The sequence below is a fragment of the Streptomyces sp. NPDC048277 genome, from assembly GCF_040652235.1.
In the GTDB taxonomy this organism is placed as follows: domain Bacteria; phylum Actinomycetota; class Actinomycetes; order Streptomycetales; family Streptomycetaceae; genus Streptomyces.
Genome location: NZ_JBEZLQ010000004.1, coordinates 534,671 through 555,031, shown reverse-complemented (window position 1 = coordinate 555,031; position 20,361 = coordinate 534,671). Strand labels below are relative to the sequence as shown.

The 20,361-nt window shown below is 73.5% G+C and carries 15 protein-coding genes; 6 read left to right on the top strand and 9 right to left on the bottom strand.

The window, feature by feature from the left end:
* Both AB0D85_RS12840 and AB0D85_RS12835 read right to left on the bottom strand, forming a co-directional pair.
* Positions 1 to 435, bottom strand: a complete 435-nt coding sequence (locus AB0D85_RS12840) for a roadblock/LC7 domain-containing protein (RefSeq protein WP_362317916.1) — start codon at positions 433 to 435, stop codon at positions 1 to 3.
* Complete coding sequence (locus AB0D85_RS12835) at positions 432 to 3,263, bottom strand: nitrate- and nitrite sensing domain-containing protein (RefSeq protein ID WP_362317912.1); 2,832 nt, start codon at positions 3,261 to 3,263, stop codon at positions 432 to 434. Before AB0D85_RS12835 ends, AB0D85_RS12840 begins: the two co-directional genes overlap by 4 nt.
* A gap of 433 nt (positions 3,264 to 3,696) precedes the next feature.
* Here AB0D85_RS12835 and AB0D85_RS12830 point away from each other — a divergent pair, with 433 nt between their 5' ends.
* Positions 3,697 to 4,245 (top strand): hypothetical protein, encoded by a 549-nt coding sequence (locus tag AB0D85_RS12830; RefSeq protein ID WP_362317909.1) that lies wholly within the window; start codon positions 3,697 to 3,699, stop codon positions 4,243 to 4,245.
* Positions 4,246 to 4,291: 46 nt separating this feature from the next.
* On the opposite strand, the gene AB0D85_RS12825 is transcribed toward AB0D85_RS12830, so the two are convergent.
* The 4 genes from AB0D85_RS12825 to AB0D85_RS12810 form a co-directional block, all read right to left on the bottom strand.
* Positions 4,292 to 8,887, bottom strand: a complete 4,596-nt coding sequence (locus AB0D85_RS12825) for a hypothetical protein (protein ID WP_362317906.1) — start codon at positions 8,885 to 8,887, stop codon at positions 4,292 to 4,294.
* Between the two features lie 46 nt (positions 8,888 to 8,933).
* The gene (locus AB0D85_RS12820) at positions 8,934 to 9,803 is read right to left on the bottom strand and encodes a hypothetical protein (protein WP_362317902.1); all 870 of its coding nucleotides are present in this window, start codon (positions 9,801 to 9,803) and stop codon (positions 8,934 to 8,936) included.
* A gap of 106 nt (positions 9,804 to 9,909) precedes the next feature.
* Positions 9,910 to 11,436 carry a hypothetical protein gene (locus tag AB0D85_RS12815; protein ID WP_362317899.1) on the bottom strand — a complete coding sequence of 509 codons (1,527 nt, stop codon included), beginning with the start codon at positions 11,434 to 11,436 and terminating at the stop codon, positions 9,910 to 9,912.
* A gap of 132 nt (positions 11,437 to 11,568) precedes the next feature.
* Entirely contained in the window at positions 11,569 to 12,264 is a 696-nt protein-coding gene (locus AB0D85_RS12810; RefSeq protein ID WP_362317896.1) for a GntR family transcriptional regulator, read from the bottom strand.
* Positions 12,265 to 12,414: 150 nt separating this feature from the next.
* Between AB0D85_RS12810 and AB0D85_RS12805 the strand changes: the two genes are divergently transcribed.
* From AB0D85_RS12805 to AB0D85_RS12785, 5 genes are all read left to right on the top strand, one after another.
* Positions 12,415 to 13,734, top strand: coding sequence for an MFS transporter (locus AB0D85_RS12805; RefSeq protein ID WP_362317894.1), 1,320 nt, complete (start codon positions 12,415 to 12,417; stop codon positions 13,732 to 13,734).
* On the top strand, positions 13,731 to 14,606 hold the full coding sequence (locus AB0D85_RS12800; RefSeq protein ID WP_362317891.1) for a putative hydro-lyase: 876 nt from the start codon (positions 13,731 to 13,733) through the stop codon (positions 14,604 to 14,606). Before AB0D85_RS12805 ends, AB0D85_RS12800 begins: the two co-directional genes overlap by 4 nt.
* Before the next feature lie 19 nt (positions 14,607 to 14,625).
* Positions 14,626 to 15,384, top strand: a complete 759-nt coding sequence (locus AB0D85_RS12795; protein ID WP_362317888.1) for a 5-oxoprolinase subunit PxpA — start codon at positions 14,626 to 14,628, stop codon at positions 15,382 to 15,384.
* Positions 15,385 to 15,446: 62 nt separating this feature from the next.
* On the top strand, positions 15,447 to 16,073 hold the full coding sequence (locus AB0D85_RS12790; protein ID WP_362317885.1) for an allophanate hydrolase subunit 1: 627 nt from the start codon (positions 15,447 to 15,449) through the stop codon (positions 16,071 to 16,073).
* The gene (locus tag AB0D85_RS12785) at positions 16,070 to 16,939 is read left to right on the top strand and encodes a biotin-dependent carboxyltransferase family protein (protein ID WP_362317882.1); all 870 of its coding nucleotides are present in this window, start codon (positions 16,070 to 16,072) and stop codon (positions 16,937 to 16,939) included. Before AB0D85_RS12790 ends, AB0D85_RS12785 begins: the two co-directional genes overlap by 4 nt.
* 69 nt (positions 16,940 to 17,008) lie before the next feature.
* Here AB0D85_RS12785 and AB0D85_RS12780 read toward each other — a convergent pair whose 3' ends face one another.
* Genes AB0D85_RS12780 through AB0D85_RS12770 form a run of 3 tightly spaced genes read right to left on the bottom strand, consistent with a single transcriptional unit; the run spans position 17,009 to position 20,180 of the window.
* Positions 17,009 to 17,860, bottom strand: a complete 852-nt coding sequence (locus AB0D85_RS12780; protein ID WP_362317880.1) for an SGNH/GDSL hydrolase family protein — start codon at positions 17,858 to 17,860, stop codon at positions 17,009 to 17,011.
* Positions 17,857 to 19,053 (bottom strand): glycosyltransferase, encoded by a 1,197-nt coding sequence (locus AB0D85_RS12775; RefSeq protein WP_362317877.1) that lies wholly within the window; start codon positions 19,051 to 19,053, stop codon positions 17,857 to 17,859. Before AB0D85_RS12775 ends, AB0D85_RS12780 begins: the two co-directional genes overlap by 4 nt.
* Positions 19,050 to 20,180 carry a glycosyltransferase family 1 protein gene (locus tag AB0D85_RS12770; protein WP_362317874.1) on the bottom strand — a complete coding sequence of 377 codons (1,131 nt, stop codon included), beginning with the start codon at positions 20,178 to 20,180 and terminating at the stop codon, positions 19,050 to 19,052. Before AB0D85_RS12770 ends, AB0D85_RS12775 begins: the two co-directional genes overlap by 4 nt.
* Between the last annotated feature and the right edge of the window lie 181 nt (positions 20,181 to 20,361).

Below are 20,361 nucleotides of genomic sequence, written 5' to 3'. Positions count from 1 at the left end.
CTACCCGCCCGAGGGCAGATCGGTGCGCGGAGCGGACCCCAGATGTACGCCGACCCGCTTGACCAGGAGTGTCATCTCGTACGCGACCTGGCCGACGTCGGAGTCGGCGTCGGAGAGGACGGCGAGGCAGCTGCCGTCACCGGCGGCCGTGACGAACAGGAAGGCCTCGTCGAGCTCGACGACGGTCTGCCGGACGCTGCCCGCCTCGAAGTGGCGGCCCACGCCCTTGGCGAGGCTGTGGAAACCGGAGGCCACGGCCGCCAGGTGCTCGCCGTCCTCTCTGGTGAGGTCCTTGGAGACACCGGTGGCCAGGCCGTCGCCGGAGAGCACGACGGCCTTGCGGATGCTGGAGACCCGGTCGACGAGGTCGTCCAGGAGCCAGTTCAGCTCGCCCTTGTTCGTCGCCGTGTGGCCGGTCGCCTTCGGATCGGTCATCGACCGTCCCCCTTAGTCGTTCCTTGTGCTGTGCCGTTCCGGGACCCGTCGCCCGCGGCGTTCTCCTCACGGCCGCGCTGCCAGCCGCGCTGGAGCGAGGCCATGCGGCTGCGGACCTCGTCGGCGTCGCGCTCGACGGGTTCCGCCTCCCTTCCGGCAGGTCGTGCGGGGTCCTGTCGCAGCTGTGGGGCCAGGTTGGCCTGCCGTACCCGCTTGGGCAGCGGCCGGATGCCGGATGCGGCCTCCGGGGGTGTGCTGCCGAGGGGCGGGACGGAGTCGTCGGTGCCGCTGCCGGAGGTGATCTCGGAGCGGCGGGTGCGCAGAGGCAGGGCGGGGGGTTCGTCCGGGCCGCCGGCCGGGGGCGCGGTGGGTTCCTCGACGCGGCCGACCGGGCCGACGGCGCGCTGCGCGGACGGCTCGGTGCGGCGGCGGGAGGGCAGCGGGGCGAGTCCGCCCGGTTCGGGGCGGCCTGCGTCCGCCGGGTCCCGCTCGTCCGGCTCGGCGCGGCGGGAGCGCTGCTCGATGACGGACTTGCCGTGCGAGCTGACCAGCTTGGGCGTACGGCGTCTGGGCAGCGGCACGGGGCCGTCGGGGCCGTCGGGGCCCTCGTCGCGGAAGCCGTCCGCGGTTTCGTGGGCCGGCTGCTGAAAATCGCCCACGGCGGGCGTGGTGTCGTCGGCGGCGCGGGCGATGGAGCGGCGGGGGCGGAACAGGCCGCCGCGCTCGCTGTCGTCGTCGGTGAGGGCGCCCGGGAAGCCGTCCAGCGCGTCCAGGTCGACGGATGCCTCCAGCTCGACGGGACCGTCCAGCAGCGCACCGTGCGCCCCGGGCCGCCTCGGCACCTGGGTCAGGGCGGTGGCGCGGCTCTCCTCGGGCTCGGCCTGCTGCGCGGGGTGGTCCCGGTCGAGGCGGAAGCCGATGCCGTTGGTGTCGGGAACGTCGTCGGTCAGCAGTACGTCGGGGATGAAGACGACGGCGGTGGTGCCGCCGTAGGGGGACGGCTGGAGCGAGACACGGACGTTCTGGCGCTGGGCGAGGCGGCTGATCACGAACAGGCCGAGCCGGTCGGTGTCGGTGAGCTCGAACTCGGGGGTCTCGGCGAGCCGCAGGTTGGCCTCCATCAGTGCCTCGGCCGCCATGCCGAGGCCCCGGTCGTGGATCTCCAGGGTGAAGCCGTTGGCGACGCGCTCGCCGAGGACCTGGACGGCGGTGTGCGGGGGCGAGAACACCGTGGCGTTCTCGAGGAGTTCGGCCACGAGGTGGGTGAGGTCGGCGACGGCGGGGCCGGTGACGGCGACGCGGGGCAGGCGGCGGACCTCGATGCGCTCGTAGTCCTCGACCTCGGCGACGGCGGCGCGCACCACGTCCATCAGCTGGACGGGCCTGCGCCACTGCCGGGAGGGAGCGGCGCCGGAGAGGATCACCAGGCCTTCGGCGTGGCGGCGCATACGGGTGGTGAGGTGGTCGAGGCGGAAGAGGTCGGCGAGTTCGTCGGTGTCCTCGGTCCTGCGCTCCATGGTGTCGAGCAGGGTGAGCTGCTTGTGCAGCAGGACCTGGCTGCGGCGGGCGAGGTTGACGAAGACCTCGGAGACCCCGGACCGCAGTTCGGCCTGCTTGACGGCGGCCTCGACCGCGGCACGCTGCAGGGTGTTGAGGGCCTGGCCTACCTCGCCGATCTCGTTCTTGTCGTACTCGAAGCGCGGGGCCTCGGTCTCCACGTCGACCTGTTCGCCGGCGGACAGCCGGCGCATGACGCTCGGCAGCCGGACCCCGGACGCCTCGTGCGCCTCCTGGCGCAGCTTCCGCAGGTCGCGGATGAGGCTGCGGCCGACCCGGATCGACATCACGATCGTGAACAGCACGGCGACCAGGCCGAGGACTCCGACGACGGCCGCCTGGATGATCACACGGGCGGCAACGGGCCGGATGCGGGCCTGATAGCCGTCGCCGACCTGGTCGTTGAGGGTGCCGAGTTCCTTGAGGACGTTGCCCGCGGCGGCGTCCCAGCTCTTGGCGGTGACGTCGTTGGGCGTTCCGGACCCTAGAGCGATGACGGACTGCTCCGCTGTCCTGAGCGGCGCGGTCGTGGCGTCCTTCCAGAAGCGGTCGAAGCGGTCGCGCTCGTCCGCGGGCAGCAGCGGCAGATTGCTGTCGTACAGGAGGGTGCGCTGGGCGGCGAGGTCCGATATCTCACGGCTCTCCTCGCGGGTGACTTTCCCGACGACCAGGGCGGAGCCGAGGAGGGCGTCCTCGCGGGAGAGGAGTTCACGGGCGAGGGTGAGGCTGTCGAGGGCGTGGGCCCGCCTCTCCATCGCGGCGTCGTCCATGCCGTCGAGGGTGGTGAGCAGTACGTAACTGGGGTCGACGAGACGGTTGTAGAGGTCGAAGGCCTGGGCACGGCTGACGGTGCCCTGTTCGACGCTGCGGCGCAGGGGTGCGATGCCGTCGAACGCGTCGAGTACGGCGGTGAGGCGCTCGCGCGCGTCGGCGTCGATCCCGTCCTGGACGTTCTGCTGCTTCGCGTTCTTCCGGAGTTCGGCGACCGTGCCGTCGGTGGCCGCGCGTGTGCGGTGCAGGGCGGTGATGGCGTCGGAGGCCCGCGGATCGGCGAGGTAGACGAGGGTCTGCCGGCGTTCCTGCTGGACGGCCTGGGTGAAGTCCTCGGCGGGGTAGCTGATGTCCTTGATGACGGACGACACCTGGAAGAGCTGGGCGACTTCGCGTCCCGTGAGGACGGCCGCGAAGCCCCAGACAGCCGTCAGGGACACCAGCGGCACGAGAAGCAGCGCCACGATCTTCCGGCGGATCGACTTCCCGCGAAAGCGCATGGCCTCCCCCAGCTTGACCCCCGACGACCGGGGGTACATATGTGCGTCAACAAACGGCGCGAGCCTACTACCGTCACATGGATAACTCGAAGACGCGTCCGGACGGCGAACTTCCGCCTCGGCGTCGGGACATGGCGAACGGACAGGGAGAGTTGTCCGGGCATTGCGGGAGATTGCACCCGCGATGACGCCGACTTCGCGCGAGTGGGGCGGGAACGGCACGAAGGATCAGTTGGCCGGATTTTTTCGCTGATCGGGAATCATCTGGGGGGTTCGTTCGTCCTTGTTGTTGGGCAATGGGTGCGGAATCGGCCACAGGAACCGCATCTGGTGTTCGGGCGGCGTAAAACAGCGCAAGCCGGGCAGCCACTGGGGAGCCGGTGTCGTCGGACACCGGTGCGAGGGGCTGCCGGCGGTGGGGAGGGACACGTTGATGGGGACGGCTCAGCGGCGCGTGGCGCCCGAGGACGGTGCGGCGGCGCGCTCGACGGTGCGTCCGGGGTCCGGCGCACCGGACCGCGACGGTGCGCCGAGAGGCGGCGACGCGGAGTTCTCGGGTGCGCGGGCACGCACGCGCCAGCAGGCGCAGTACCGGCCGTTGTGGGTCGAGGAGCCCGCCAAGCGGTACCGGATGCCGGATCCGGTGCGTACGTCGGCCGTGCGGGCGGTGATCATCATCGCGGTCACGCTGATCCAGGCCATGGTGGCCTTCCTCTGCACGGTGGCGGAGTCCTGGCTGGCGTTCCCGATGGTGATCAGCAGCGTGGCGAGCACGGTGGTGGCCACCTGGAGCGCGGTGGACGTCCTGGTGACCCGTCAGGTGTGGAACCAGCGCTACGGCGTGGTCTCGGAACCGAGCAGCACGGCACGCGCACTCCGCCGCGAGCGGCGTGCGGCCCGACGGCAGATGCGGGCCGCCGAGCGTGAACAGGAGCGGATACGGCGGCGGGGCGGCGGCGCCGGGCAGCTGTCCCACCCCTGAGGACGCCACCGGCGGTGGAGGACCCGGGCTTCTGAGCGGACGGCTTCTAGGCCGACGGCTTCTTGAACATCCGGGTCGCCGTGATCTCGCTGTGTACGGCCTCCCCGGCCTGCGGCTGCTGCGGCAGCCCGGGCCGAAGGTGCTCCTCCACGCTGATGTACTTCAGTCCGGCGCGCAGGTCCGCATCGTTCCGCAATCGGATGACCAGCGGAAACTCCGCCAGCGCGGTCGTGTCGAACAGCCCGGTCGTGTACAGCAGCTGCACACCCAGCGCGTCCGACACGGCCCGCTGAAGCTCCAGCAGATACGTCGCGTTGGCACGCCCGATGGGGTTGTCGAGGAACAGGGTCCCGGCGTGCCGGTGCTTGTCCCGCCCCCGGTCGTTGGACCGCAGCGCGGCCATCGTGCAGTACAGGGCGATGGCGGCCGTGAGCAGCTGCCCACCGGAGAACACGTCCCCCATCTGCCCCACCGGCACCCGCTCCGCGCGCAGCACCGCGTCCGGTTTGAGGATCTCGACGGCGATCCCCTTCGGCTGCAGCGCGGCCCCGACTCCCCTCAGCAGCAGGGACATTCCGTCCCGCCGCAGGTCGGAGTTCTTCTTCACGGCCGCCCGGGTCGCGTCGTCGACGACCTCACCGAGCCGCTCGGTGAGCGTGGCCTGGTCCGGATCCTCGAAGCGGATGCGCAGGAACTCCTGCCCGGACCACTCGCCGAGCCCCTCGGGCAGCCGGGACAGCCGCTGGGCGGACCGCAGGGTCGCGAGCGCGGACTCGACGAGCCCCCGCAGCCGGTCCACGATCGAGTCCCGGTTCCGCTCCAGCTGCGCCAGTTCGTCGGTGAGCACCCGCAGTCGGGGCGCGAAGGCGTCGGCCCACTTCTGGGCGTGCTCGGGCAGCGCGGACGCGGGCAGTTCACGGATCTGCTGCCGCGCGGGCGTCCGAACCGCCTCATAGCGCGTGGAGTTGGCGTGCCGGACCAGCACATCGCTCGCCTCGCGTACGGCGGACTCCGCGGCGGAGAGGTCACCGGCGCAGCCGCGCAGCGACCGGCGGGCCTCGGCGGCGGACTGCCGGGCCTCCTCCGGGCTGCCGGGGTACGGCTCGGGCTCCTCCTGCTCCTCCTCGGGGGCGTGTTCACGCAGCAGGTCGCGGAGCATGGCGGCGATCTCGTCGAAGCCGCTCGCCGCGTCCTCGGCCGCGCGGTGCGCGTCCAGCAGTTCCGCGTGGACCTCGCGGGCCTGAGTCAGCGCCTCGGTGCGGGTGGAGAGTTCGGCGGTCGCGGTGCGCAGCAGCGCCTGCGCGTGCTCGGCGTCACGCGGCCGCAGTTCCTCCGGCAGTTCGGTGTGTGCCTCGCCGTCCTCGGGGGCGTGCCGCTCGGCCTCGCCGCGCAGCCGTCCGAGCTGCTCGCTCGCGGTGGACATCCGGGTCTCCAGGAGCTGGACCAGCTCCTCCGCGCGGGCGGCGGCGGCCTGCCGGGAGGGCCCGTCGGAGCCGTCGGGCGACTGGAGCAGCTGCTCCGCGCGGGTGCGGACCTTGTTGCTGAGCCGGTCCAGCTCCGCGAGGGCGGCACTCTCGTCGCTCTCCGAACGCGCCTGTTCCGCACGCAGGTCGGCGCCGACGCCGACCTTCTCGTACACCTGCGAGGCGGCCCGGTAGGCCTCACGCAGGGCGGGCAGTGAGGACTTGGGGGCGTCCGCGTCGGCCTCGGGTACGTCGTCGGGGGCGCCGGCGATCTCGGAGCGCTCGGCGCGCAGTGCGCGGGCGGTGCGGCGGGCATCGTCGGCGGCACGCTGGGCGGTGCGCCGGTCCTCGTCGGCCATGCGGGCGCGCTCCAGGCAGGACTGGGCGCGGGCCTCCGACTCGGTGGCCTCGTCGGCGAGTTCGCGCAGCTTGACCTGCCAGCCGGCGCGTTCGCGGAGCCGGAACGCGAGGCCGGCAAGGGCGTCGGCGGCGCGCCGGGCCTTCTGCGCGGCCTCCTGCCGCTCGTCGCGCGCCTGCGCGGCCTCGGCGGCGGCCTCCTCGGCCTCGGCCCGTACGGTCCGCGCCTCGGCCAGCTCGGCCTCGGACTCCTCGGCGAACACGCGTGCGTCCCCCGCGGCCTGCGCCAGCTCCACCAGCCGTCCGGCCGGGCAGCCGGTGCGCCAGGAGGCGAGCCGCGCGGCCAGCTCGCGGTCCTTGCCGAGCCGCGCGGCGAGCGTACGGATCTCCTCGTCGCGTTCGGTGGCCCGGGCGCGCAGCGTCTGCCGCTCCTCGTCGGCGGCGTGTTCGTCGTGCATGGCCGGGTTCGGCGGTACGAGGAACACGTCGCCGGGGGCGGCGTCGGCGGCCGGGGTCGGGGCGAGCAGGGCGGCGGCCGTGCCGACGGCGACGGCGGAACGCGGCAGCAGGGCCGCCTCGCTGAGCGTCTCCCGGGCACGCGCGTGCGTGTCCGGGTCGGTGATGATGACACCGTCGACGAGTTCGGGACGGGCGGCCAGCACGCGCGCGTGGTCCGTCGGGTCGACGGCCTGCGCGAGATAGCGCCAGCCGGGGAGCGCGGGGATGCCGTGCTCGCCGAGGAACTCGACGGTGGCCAGCACATCGGGGCCGGGCGGCAGCAGCCCGCCGTCACCGAGGGCGCCGAGGATCCGGGAGTCGTCGGCGGCCGCGGTGCGCAGTTCGAACAGGTGCCGTTCGGCGGAGCCGACGGCGTCGTCGAGCAGTTCGCGCAACTCGTCGGCGAACCGGTCGAGTTCCGCGGCGCTCAGGGCTCCCTCGCCGTCCTCCTGCCGGGGCTGCGGGATCGGCGTACGCGAGCCGGTCAGGCCCAGCAGCTCGGCGAGGCGCTCCTCGGCGGCCAGTGCCTCGGCGAGCCGGTTCTCGCCGTCGTACGTCCGCTCGGCCGCGGTCGCCGCGTCCGCCGCGCGGGCGGCCGTGAGCTCGGCGCGGGACTCGGCGGAGGCCGCCTCGCGCGCGTGCTCGGCCGTCTTGCGGGCGGCCTCGCGGGCGGTGTCCCAGGCGGCCACGGCCGTCTTCTCGGCGTCGCTGGCCGCGAGCGCGGCCCGGGCCGGGTCGGCGTCCGGGGCGCTGTCGTCGAGCCAGCCCGCGCGGACGGCCTCGGCGGTCTCCTGCTCGACCTCGCCGAGGCGCTGGCGCAGATGCCCGACCTCGCTGCGGGCGCGCTGCGCCTCGGTGGCCGCGGTGGTCGAGTCCCGGTGGGCGGAGTCGCTGACCTCCTGGAGCGCCGCGGAGCGCTCCTCCCCCTCGTTGGCGAGGCTCTCGGCGCCCTCGGCGGCCGTGTGCAGGGCCCGTACGAGATCCACGGCGGCCTTGGCACGGGCGGCGAGTGCCGGGGCCGCGTCCCGTTCGGCCTCCTGGATGGCGGCGGCCACGCGCGCGACGCGGTCGGCGGCGGCGCGGTGCCGCAGTACGGCCTCGGCGGCCTGCCAGGCGGAGTGCAGGGTCCGCGCGTCGGCCAGCTCGCGCTTCTGCGCGGTGGCTGACTTCTCACCGGCGGCCAGCGCCAGCGAGGCGTGCCGGTAGGCGAGTTCGGCGGCGATCAGGGCGCTGCGCTCGCGGGCGCCCTCGGAGTGCGTGACGGCGTAGGCGGCGGCCGTGACCCGCTGGGCGAGATCGGCGGCGCGCACCCGCTCCTGCACGCCCCGCGCGGACAACCGGCGCGCGAGCGTGCGCGTACGGCGCTCGGCGCCCGCGTGGATGTCACGCGCGCGTGAGCGTGCTTCCGCCGCCTCCACGATCCGGCCGAGCAGATCCACCGAACCGGCGGTGAAGTCCCGTTCGGCGATCAGCTCGGCGCGCCGCCCCAGCTTGTTGCCGAAGCCGCCGACCAGGTCGGCGAGCCCGTCGGTGTCCCGGGTGTCGGTGACGGCGCGCAGCAGCAGGTCGGTGAAGTCGGAGTCCTTCTTGACCGCGAAGAGGCCGGCGGCCTCGCCCTCGTCGGCGTTCATCTCCCGCTGGTAGCGGAAGAGTTCGGGGTCCAGGCCCAGTTCGCCGAGATGTTCGATCCAGCGGTCGTGGATCTCCTCCCAGTGCACCTCCAGGTGCGGATAGAACTTGCTCGCCTCGGTGACGGCGTCCCGGAAGCCCTTCATGGTCCGCCGCCGCCCCTGTGCCCCGGAGGCGCCCTCGACGGGCGGCCGTACGGCGGTGGACTCGGCGACCGGCAGGCTGTCCAGCGAGAGCCCCGGCCCGGGCCGGAACGAGTACCAGGCCTCCGCGAACTTCCGCGGGTCGTTGGAGACCTGCCGCCCCCGCCACTCGCTCACCTTGCCGACGACCACGCACTCGCCGGTGAGGGTGTGCTGCCATTCCAGGGCGACATGCCCGCAGTCGTCGGCGAGCAGGAACTTGCGCAGCACGCCCGAGCTCGCCCCGCCGAGGGTGTTCCTGTGCCCCGGCAGCATCACCGAGAAGATCAGCTTGAGCAGCACCGACTTGCCGCCGCCGTTCTCCAGGAAGAGCACCCCGGCGGGCGCGGGCCGGCGCGGCGGGCCGACCGGCTCCTCCTCGAAGAACTCCGCCTGGGTGGGGGCCGGGTCGGGCACGGGCGCGCCGACACCCCGCAGGTCCAGCACGGTGTCGGCGTAGCGCGCACCGGCCGGCCCGATGGAGTAGAGGCGGACCCGGGACAACTCGTACATGGCGGACTCTCGTAAGTCTGGGGAAAGAAGCGGTGGTTCGGGACGGTCAGGAGTGGAACGGCAGCCCGGCGTCGGCGACCAGGTCCAGATCCTCGGTGTCGTCGGCGGGCATCAGGCTGGCCGTGCCGTCCGTGACCGGGACGACGCCGAGTTCCAGCAGCTCGGCCATGGCGGCGCTGCCGGCCATGTCCCGTACCTGGAGCTGGTAGCGGGCCGTCGTACGGTACGTGCCGCCCTGGTCGTCTCCGGTGCGCTGCAGGAACCCGGAGTCGGTGAGGAAGGCGACCGCCTTGCCGATGATGCCGGTGGTGGAACCGGCCAGCCGGCGGGCGTCCTTGGTGGCGCCGGTCGCGCTGCGTCTGGCCCAGATCCGCCAGGCGGCCTCCAGGCCGGGCGCGTCGGTGGCCGGGTCGGTGTTCTCCCCCAGCCCCTCCGCCCGCTCCTCCAGGCGGCGGCAGGCCTGCCGGACGAAGGCGTCGACGCCGTTGACCGTGATCCGCCCGATGTAGGCGTCGTCGGCCAGGTCCTCAGGGCGCGGGAAGGCCAGCGCGGCGACGGCGAGATGGGCGAGCCCGTGCAGGAACCGGTCGCTGCCGTCCGCGGACGTACGACGGGCGTAGTCGCCCATGCGGACGGCGAACACCGAGTCCTCGGCGGCGGTCACGGCCATCCCCGCGCGGGGCGACACCTCCAGGACCACCAGCCCGAGCCCGGCGGCCACGGCGTCCGCGAGTCGCGCGAACGCGGGGTCCTCGCGATACCGCCGGAGCAGCTCCGTGTACTCCTGGTCACGCGCGGGCTGCAGCTTGGGCTGCAGCCCGAAGGCGACGAGCCGCGCGGCATCGGCGGCGTCGGCCGGGGTGACGGCAGCATGCGCCGACCCGGCAACCGCTTCAGCCTCGACGTACTCGCTCACAACGACAACTCCCTCAACTTGAAAACAGGGGTCGGCGCAAGCGCCCCGTCAGGGGCGCGGGGAACTGCGCGATCAGCCCCCACCGGCCCGCACCCGGCACACGACATCACGCCGCCTCGGTCCGATCCGCAGCCATCCCCACCGCATCCAGCAAAGCGGTCCCCACGATCAGATCCGCCCCACCGAACTCGGGATCGTCCAACTCGGTCCCGTCGTCCACGGCGAACAGCAACTTCTCCTCGCCCTGCCGATACGCCGTACCGACCGCCGGGCTGGCCGCGTGAACAGCCAACAGGGCCACCAGGTAAGGCAGCTCGGGATCGGAGCGCCGCGCCTGCGCCAGCAACCCCGACAACCGTCGCGGCGCGTCGGCCGGCAGGTCCAGCAGTTCCATGGCGGCAGCCAGCTGCTCCTCGCTGAACCGGCTGTCGTCCGGCGTGGCGATGAGGTCCGGCTCCGGCATCTCCGCCCCCAGGTGCTCCCGCTCCACGGGCGGCGTCAGCAGTATGTCGACGAGGTCGCCCACCCGCACCGACACCGGTGTCCGCAGCCCGGTCCCGCGGGCGAAGAACGCCCCCGTGACCCGGCTCGCCTGCTCCAGCGGCAACGGCAGCACGGGGGCGACGAGGTGCCCGTACAGGTCTATCCCGGACGTCGTCATGGGTGTCGCGAACGCCTGCCGGTCCTGCTCCGCGCGGAACAGCGGCCCGGCCTCCAGGAGTCGCGACTGCAACTGCGTATGGCGCCGGATGCAGTCCTTGACGATGTCGACGAGCTCGGCGGCGCGCCGCTTGTTCTCGGGGTCCTCGGTCTCGTCACGGGCCTTGCGGATGTTGGTGAGGATCGCGTTCTCGTGCCGGTAGCGGTCGGCGACGTGGTCCAGGGCCTCGGCGATCATGTCGGGTACGGCGTTGAGCCAGTCCACCGCGCGCACGTTGCGCCGGGTGGCGTCCAGGGCGCGGCGCAGGCTCTCCGAGTACTGCACGGTCCGGTAGCGGGCCTGCTCCGCGGCGAGCTGGGCGTCGGCGAGCCGACCGCGGTTGACCAGCACCTCCAGCTTGACCTCGGCGGCGATCTGGGCGCTGGTGACGTCCGTGTCGAGGGCTCCGACCAGGACGTTGACGGCCTCGTCGGTCGTCCGGAGGTACACCGTGCCGCCGGGGCCCGGCACCTCCTCGATGAGCTTGAAGTCGTAGTCACGGCGGACGTACGACCCGTCGGGCTCGAAGGTGCCGTACACCGCGCGGAAGCCGCGGTCGACGCTGCCGACGTTGATCAGGTTCTCCAGAACCCAGCGGGCCACGCGCTCGTGCTCGGCGACGGGACGGTGCGGGGTCTGCGCGGAGATGCGCGGGATCAGCCGGGCGACGATCTGCTCGTGGTCGGCGCCGGTGTCGAAGTCCATGTTCAGTGTGACCAGGTCGATGGCGGAGAGGGCCACCTCGGCCATGCCGTACACCGAGTACTCGCCGGCCAGGTTCGCCTTGCGGGCATCGAGGTCGTGCAGCGGCGCGGTGCACGCGAGCGCGCGCAGCCGCCGCGCCAGCCCCTCGTCGGCGGCCGGGCCCGGTGCCGGGCGCGGCCCCGCGCTGAGCTGGGGCGGAACGCTGTCCGTCGATGCAGGCGAAGTCACGGTGCACAGACTAGGTCCTTGGTCTGACAACGACCCAAACGACGCGGGTGGCTCCGCCGGGGTGCCGGGTGACTGCAGGGGTTCGCCAAAGTGCGGGCCGGCTGTGGCTGGTCGCGCAGCTCCCCGCGCCCCTTACGGGGCGCTGTCCACTCGGCGGCGGTAGACCTCCACCACTCGTTCCAGGGAGTCCGTGAGGTACGTCTCAAGCAGAGCCTCCGCGCCGCGCCTGTCGCCTGCCTCCAGGGACTGGAGGATCTCCCGGTTGCGGGCCAGGTACGGCTCGTGCAGGGCGTGGGGGTCGTCGACCACGTGGAACGCGAGGCGGAGTTCGGCGAAGACACTGCGCATCAGTTCGTCGGTGCGTTCGCTGCCGGCCAGGGCGACGAGTTCCCGGTGGAAATGGATATTGGCCGTACCCACCGCTTTCCAGTCATTTCCGGCCGCCGCCCGCTGCCCTTCCGCGACTGCCACCGACAGCCCGTCGAGGGCGAAGGGCGGCTTTCCGAGGCCGCGTACGACGGCGCACTCCACGAGGGACCGGGTGCGGTAGATGTCCTCGACGTCCTCGACGGTCAGGACCCTGACGAAGACGCCGCGGTTGAGCTCGTGGACGAGCAGGCGTTCATGGGTGAGCAGCCGGAACGCCTCGCGCAGGGTGTTGCGGGAGACACCGAGCGCGCCGCCGATGCCGTCCTCCGACAGGCGGGTGCCTGGCGGGAAGAAGCCGTCGGCGATACGGCCTCTGAGGATGTCGGAGACCCGTTCGGCGGTGCTGGTGCGCCCGAGGAGGGCGCGGTCGTCGGCCAGTCCCGTCAGCTGCTCTGCCATGCCCGGAATTCAACCGCAGACACAAGAACGAAACAACACGGGTATTGAAGGATCGTTGAACGATCCTCTACGGTGCTCATCACGCTCCCCAAGGAGCGGCCCCGCACTGCTCAGTCCCAGCACCCTCCGTCCCTCATCTGCGAGGTGCCCATGAGCACGCCCCCTCCACAGCAGGCCCTGACCTCCGACACACGCTCCGGCAAGGGCGAACGCACCGCCGAGGACGGTGCGTTCGGCTGGCTGCGCGCCCTCGGTCCGCACGGCCGGCGCGCGTTCGCCGGTGCTTTCGGCGGATATGCCCTGGATTCCTACGACTACTTCATGCTGCCGCTGAGCATGGTCGCGCTCGCGGCGTACTTCGGCCTGGACAAAGGCCAGACCGGCCTGTTCACCACCGTCACCCTGGTGGTCTCCGCGGTCGGCGGCGCGGTGGCGGGTGTCGTCGCGGACCGGGTCGGCCGGGTCCGCGCCCTGATGGTCACGGTGATCACGTACGCGGTCTTCACGGTGGCCTGCGGTTTCGCGCCCAACTACGAGACGCTGCTGGTGTTCCGCGCCCTGCAGGGCCTCGGCTTCGGCGGCGAGTGGGCGGTCGGCGCGATCCTGGTCGCCGAGTACGCGAGCGCCCGGCACCGCGGCCGCACGCTGGGTGCGATCCAGAGCTCCTGGGCCGTCGGCTGGGCGCTCGCCGCGATCGTCTACACGCTGGTCTTCTCGTTCGTCGGCGACGACCTGGCCTGGCGGGTGATGTTCTGGACCGGCGCGCTCCCCGCGCTCCTCGTGGTGTGGCTGCGGCGCCGGGTGCACGACGCCCCGCAGGCGGTCGCGGTACGCGAACAGAGCCCGCAGCGCGGCTCGTTCGCGGCGATCTTCCGGCCGGGTACGGCCGACGCACCCGGTCTGCTGCGCACCACGGTCTTCGCGGGCCTGCTGTCCACGGGTGTCCAGGGCGGCTACTACACGCTGGCGACCTGGATCCCGACGTATCTGAAGACCGAGCGCGGTCTGTCGGTCGTCGGGACCGGCGGATATCTGACCTTCCTGATCTCGGGCGCCTTCCTCGGCTATCTCACCGGCGGATACCTCACCGACCGGCTGGGCCGACGCCGCAACATCTGGCTGTTCGCGCTGCTCTCGGCGGTCTGCGTGCTGGCGTACGCGAACATCCCGGACAGCGCCAACACGGTGCTCCTGGTGCTCGGTTTCCCGCTCGGCTTCTGCATGTCGGCGATCTTCAGCGGCTTCGGTTCGTATCTGAGCGAGCTGTACCCGACGGCGGTGCGCGGCACCGGGCAGGGCTTCACGTACAACGCGGGCCGCGCGGTCGGCGCGGTCTTCCCCACCCTGGTGGGCTTCCTGGCCGACAGCTGGGGCGTGGGCGGCGCCCTGGTCTTCGGCGCGGCCGGATACGCACTCGCCGCCCTGGCCCTGTTCGGGCTGCCGGAGACGCGCGGAAAGGAACTGGCGTGAACCGTACGGAGGACCGCCTCGTCGCCGTCACCCCCGGTGACCAGCCCTGCGCCCTCGCCACGCAGGACCGCCCCGTCGCCCTCGTCGACGAGCACGCGCACGCGTGGAGCCCGCAAACCGCGCGGGCCCGCTTCCGGGAGGGCCTCGCGGGCCCCACGGCCGGGGTCGCGGCCGGGCACACACAGGCCAATCTGATCTCGGTGCCCGCCGACTGGGCCTACGACATGCTGCTGTTCTGCCAGCGCAATCCCAAGCCCTGCCCGGTGCTCGACGTCACCGACGCCGGTGCCACGGACACCGTGCTCGCGGACGGCGCGGACCTGCGCACCGACCTGCCGCGCTACCGGGTGTGGCGGGACGGGGAGCTGGTGGACGAGCCGACGGACGTGCGCGCGTACTGGCGGGACGATCTGGTGTCGTTCCTGCTCGGGTGCAGCTTCACGTTCGAGTGGGCGCTGGCCGCGGCCGGCGTGCCGATCCGGCACGTCGAGCAGGGCCGGAACGTGCCGATGTACGTCACCAGCCGCCCCTGCCGGCCGGCGGGGCGGCTGAGCGGGCCGATGGTGGTGTCGATGCGCCCGGTGCCTCCGACGCATCTGTCCGCCGCGATCCGGGAGAGCAGTCTGCTCCCGGCGGTGCACGGCGGCCCCGTGCACTGCGGCGATCCCTCGGCACTCGGCATCGAGGATCTCGGCCGCCCCGACTTCGGCGACCCGGTGGACGCCGGCCCGGACGACATTCCCGTGTTCTGGGCGTGCGGGGTGACCCCGCAGGCGGTGGTGACGGCCTCGCGGCCGCCGTTCGCCATCACCCACGCGCCCGGCCAGATGTTCATCAGCGACGCCCGCGACGAGCAGTACCGCGTGGCCTGACAGGAGAGACAACGGATCCATGACCTCGATCGACCTGAACGCCGACCTCGGCGAGGGCTTCGGCCGCTGGCGGCTCACCGACGACGAACAACTGCTGTCCGTCGTCACCAGCGCCAATGTGGCCTGCGGCTTCCACGCCGGGGACGCGGCGACCATGCGGCGGGTGTGCGAGTCGGCGGCCGAGCGCGGGGTGACGATCGGCGCCCAGGTGTCCTACCGGGACCTGGCGGGGTTCGGGCGGCGCGCGATGGACGTGCCGCCCGCCGAGCTGGCGGCCGAGGTGGCCTACCAGATCGGCGCCCTCGAGGTCTTCGCCCGCGCGGCCGGCGCGCGCGTGGCGTACGTGAAGCCGCACGGCGCGCTCTACAACCGGGTCGTGCACGACGCGGAGCAGGCCGCCGCGGTGGTCGACGGCGTGCTCCTCGCGGACGCCTCGCTGCCCGTCCTCGGGCTGCCCGGTTCGCGGTTCCTGGAGCTGGCGGGCAAGGCGGGGCTGCCGGCCGTCACGGAGGCGTTCGCGGACCGCGCGTACACCGACGAGGGGACACTCGTCCCGCGCGGGCGCGAGGGCGCGGTGGTGAGCGACCCGGACGCGGTCGTGGAGCGCTCGGTGGAGCTGGCGCGCTCCGGCGCGGTCACCGCGCACTCCGGCACGCGCATCGCCGTACGCGCCCGCTCGCTCTGTCTGCATGGCGACACCCCGGGCGCCGTGGAGCTGGCGCACAGGGTGCGGGCGCGGCTCACCGAGGCGGGCGTGACCGTGGCGGCCTTCGCGTGAGCGGGAGCATGCCGAACGGGACCATGCCGACAAGCACCATGCCGACCGGGACCATCATGCCCATGACCACCCATCCCGTCGGGGACGACGCCCTTCTCGTCGAGGTCGGCTCCGGCGCCGAGGCCCAGGCCCTGCACGCCGAGTTGCTGCGCCGCCGCGCGGAGGGCTCGCTGGCGGTCCGCGAGATCGTGCCGGCCGCCCGCACGGTCCTGCTCGACGGCCTCGACGACCCGGCCCGCCTGGCCGCCGAACTCACCGCCGCCGAGATCCCTCCCACTCCCCCACGCGCGCGTGGGGCGATCGAGCTTCCCGTGCGCTACGACGGCCCGGACCTCGCCGAGGTCGCCGCGCACTGGCGGGTGCCCGAACAGGAGGTGGCCCGTATCCACGCGGGAACCGAGTTCACGGTCGCGTTCTGCGGCTTCGCGCCCGGCTTCGGCTACCTGACCGGGCTTCCGGCCCGCTACGACGTGCCGCGCCGGACCACCCCGCGCACGGCCGTGCCCGCGGGTGCGGTGGCGCTGGCCGGGCCTTACACCGGCGTGTACCCGCGCTCCTCGCCGGGCGGCTGGCAGCTGATCGGGACGACGGAGGCGGTGCTGTGGGACCACGCGCGTGTGCCGGCCGCGCTGCTGGCGCCGGGGACGCGGGTGCGGTTCGTGCCGGTGGGGCCGGTGGGGGGCGTATGACCGACCGCGCGCTCGTCGTCGTACGGGCCGGTGCGCTGACGACCGTGCAGGACCGGGGGCGGCCCGGGTACGCGCATCTCGGGGTGCCCCGTTCCGGGGCGCTGGACGCGCCCGCCGCGGCGCTCGTGAACCGGCTGGCCGGCAATCCGCCGGAGGCCGCCGTCCTGGAGACGACGCTCAACGGCTGTGCCGTGCGGCCGCGTTCGACGGTGGTGGTCGCGGTCGGGGGTGCGCCGTGTCCGGTCGCGGTGGGCGGGCGCCCGGCCGCGTGGGGCGCGCCCGTCGTGGTTCCGGCCGGCGAACTCCTCGAAGTGGGGGCGGCCCTGTCCGGGGTACGGAGTTATGTGGCCGTCTCCGGCGGTATCGCCGTCGAGCCGGTGCTGGGCAGCCGGTCCACCGACCTGCTCTCCGGGCTCGGGCCGGCGCCGCTGGCGGACGGCACGGTGGTGCCGCTGGGTACGCCGACCGGCGTCCACGCGCGCGTGGACGTCGTACCGCAGCCGTCCCCGCCGGCGGAGCTCGTGCTGCGGGTGACGCTCGGTCCGCGCGCCGGCTGGTTCACGGCCGGAGCCGTTCGGGTGTTCACGTCGCGCGCGTACCGCGTGTCGTCGGCGAGCAACCGCATCGGCCTGCGCACGGAAGGGCCCGCCCTGGAGCGGGCCCGTCCCGGTGAACTCCCCAGCGAGGGCATGGTCCTCGGCGCCGTCCAGGTTCCGCCGGACGGCTGCCCGGTGGTGTTCCTGGCCGACCATCCGACCACCGGGGGCTATCCGGTGATCGCGGTGGTCCGCGCCGCCGACCTCCCGGCGGCGGCCCAGGCGGTCCCGGGCACCCCGGTCCGCTTCGTGGCGGTAAACCGTCGCTGAGCCGCAAGCCGTCGCTGGGCCATGAGCCGTCGCTGAACCGCCGCAGCGGCCTCCTCCGGCGCATCGGCCTCACGCGGCGTCGGCCGGCCGCTCCGGCGGCTGGAGGGCGGCCAGCGCGGCGGACACGGCGGCGGACGCGCTCAGGTCCAGGCGGGCGCTGGTGCCCTTCCGGCGGTGCCGCATCTCGTCGAGGGCCAGCCGCAGCAGTTGGGGCAGCAGGTCGCGGCAGCGCCGGATGACCCACGCGGTACCGGCGGTGGCCAGCCAGACCAGGCTCGCCGACTTGGTCGGCGCCGCGAACTCGGGCTCGGGGGACGGCGCCGTCCCCGTGGCCATGCCCAGCGGGGCGAGCATGCCGTGGAAGCGGACGGCGAGCTGCCGGTGCCCGCGCTCGCACGGGTGCAGCCGGTCCGCGCTCCACAGTGCGCGGTCGGTGAGCCACTCGCCCTCCGCCGCGTGCAGATGGACGGCCCCGTACCGCTCGGACAGGGCGTGCACGACCATGTTGACCGCACGCTGTCGGCGGGCCAGCGGGCGGGCCAGGGCGCCCGGGAGCCTCAGCATCGAGCCGGGGTCGGGCAGACAGGCCGTGAGCAGGGTCGCGCCCTGCTGGGTGAAGGCCGAGTAGACCTTGTCGAGCCGTTCGGCCACCGCGTGGATGTCGAACGTGCAGCGCAGGGTGTCGTTGACGCCGATGACGATGGCGACGATGTCGGGGCGCAGGTCCAGCGCGGCCGGGGTCTGGCGTTCCAGCACGTCCCGGGTCTGCGCCCCGCTGACCGCGAGGTTGGTGAACTCCACGTCCTTCGCGGCGAGTCCGCCGGCCAGCAGCGCGGCCCAGCCGCGCCACCCGTCGCCGGCGGGGTCGCCCACGCCCTCGGTCAGCGAGTCCCCGAGCGCCACGAACCGAACTGCTCTCATGCCACGCCCTCCGGCACGACACGACGGACCGGTTCCGTCGCTCCGCTCTCGTCACGACGGCACAGCACCGGCGCGTCGTGCGCGGCGAGGAAGGCCTCCACGGCCGTTCCCCAGCCGAAACACTCCGCACGCGCGCGTGCCGTTTCCCTGCGCGTGGCCGCGGGACGCTCCAGGAGCATCTCCACGGCGTCGGCGAACGCCTCCCCGCGGTCGGCCGCGGTGGCCCCCGCGGATCCGATCACCTCGGGCAGCGCGGAGGAGGCGCTGGCGACCACGGGTGTGCCGCAGGCCATGGCCTCCAGGGCGGCGAGCCCGAAGGTCTCGGCGGGTCCCGGCGCCAGGGCGACATCGGCGGACGCCTGCAGCGCGCCCAGGCTGTCCCGGTCGGAGACATGCCCCAGGAAGGTCACCGGCAGCCTGCGCTCGCGCGCCCGCTGCTCGAGACGCTCCCGCAGCGGCCCGTCGCCGGCGACGACCAGGATGACCCGGCGCCCGCGCCGTACCAGCGCCTCCAGGGCGTCGAGGGCGGTGCCGGGCCGCTTCTCGACGGACAGCCGCGAGCACATGACCAGCAGCGCCTCGTCCTCACGTGCGTACCGCGCCCGCAGGTCGAGGTCGCGCAGCGAGGGGTGGCGGCCCATCAGGTCGACGCCCAGGGGGGCGCGTACGACGTTGCGCGCGCCGATGCGGATGAACTCGCGTTCGGCGAACTCGGTGGTGCACACCACGCGCGCGTATGTGTGCGCCGTACGGATGTTGAGGGCGTCGGCGGTGCGCCGGGACATGTTCTCGGACATGCCCCAGGTGCGCAGGACGCCGTCGGCGGTCTCGTGGGAGACCATCACGGCGGGGATCCGGGCGCGCCGGGCCCAGCGGCCGGTCCAGCGCAGGGTGGTGCGGTCGGACACCTCCAGGCGGTCCGGGGCGAGGTGCTCCAGGAGGGTCTGTACGCGCTTCTTGTCGACGAGGACGCGGTAGCCGCCGGTGCCGGGGAGCAGCGGGCCGGGCAGGGTGATGACCCGGCCCTGCTCCTCGATCCGGTCCGAGAAGCGCTCGCCGGGCACGATCAGGACCGATTCGTGACCGGCGGCCACGAATCCCTTGCCGAGCTCGCGCAGGGCGGTGCGCAGGCCGCCCGAGGAGGGGGCGACGAAGTTGGCGAGCCGGACGATGCGCAGGGATTCACCGCTCATGCCGCCACCACCGGCCGGCGTGCCGCGAGCACGTCCTCGTAGTGCTGGATCAGCTGGTCGCCGACCGCGGCCCAGGTGCGGCCCTCGACGGTCTCGCGCGCGGCGGCGCCGAAGCCGGCCCGCAGCGCGGGGTCGGCCACCAGGGACGCCACCGCCTCGCGGACGGCGCTCGCGTCGCGCGGCGGGACCAGGAACCCGGTGCGGCCGTGGTCGACCAGGTCGATCGGGCCGCCGACGGCGGGCGCGACGACCGGGACACCGCTGGCCATGGCCTCCTGGACGGTCTGGCAGAACGTCTCGAAGGGGCCGGTGTGGGCGAAGACGTCGAGCGAGGCGAAGATCCGGGCGAGGTCGTGGCCGGTGCGGCGGCCGAGGAAGACCGCGCCGGGCAGCGCCTCGGTGAGGTGGGCCTGGGCGGGCCCGTCACCCACGATCACGACCTTCACGCCCTTCAGGCCGCAGACCCCGGCGAGGAGTTCGACCTGCTTCTCGGGCGCCAGGCGGCCGACGTAGCCGACGAGGACCTCGCCGTTCGGGGCGAGTTCGCGGCGCAGGGCCTCGTCGCGGAACTCGGGGCGGAACCGGACGGTGTCCACGCCGCGCTGCCACAGCTGGACCCGGGGAACTCCGTGCGCCTCCAGGTCGCTGATCGAGGCGGTGGACGGGGCGAGGGTGCGGTCGGCGGCGCCGTGGACGGACCGTATCCGCCGCCAGGCGGCCGCCTCGCCGGCGCCCACGTAGGTCCGGGCGTATCCGGCCAGGTCGGTCTGGTAGACGGCGACGGCGGGGATGCCGAGGCGGGCGGCGGCGGCCATGCCGCGGACGCCGAGGATGAAGGGGCTGGCCAGGTGGACGACGTCGGCGCGGTGCTCGATCAGTGCGGCGGCGAGCTTGCGGCTGGGGAGAGCGACGCGGACCTGGGGATAGCCCGGGAGCGGAAGGGAGGGGACGTGGACGACAGGGCAGGGCGCGGCGGACGCGTCGAGCCTGTTTCCGGGAGCGGGGGCCGGAGCGACGACGAGGGGAGCGTGACCGCGATCGACGAGGTGTCGGGCGGTCTGGAGCGCGCAGTGGGCCACGCCGTTCACATCGGGGGGAAAGGATTCGGTCACGATGACGACACGCATACCGGTGTTGTCGCCGCGCTGGACGTGGCCGCGTCAAAGTGGATCTTTCCGGTTGTTAAACGTCCCATGAGCGTTGCCCTGCGCACCCGAGCGGGCCAACCGGTGGCCATGCCCGGCTGACCTGCCGGTCACCGCTCGTTCACCTGACGGGCAGTCTTCCGCGTATGGAACGTGCGCGGGA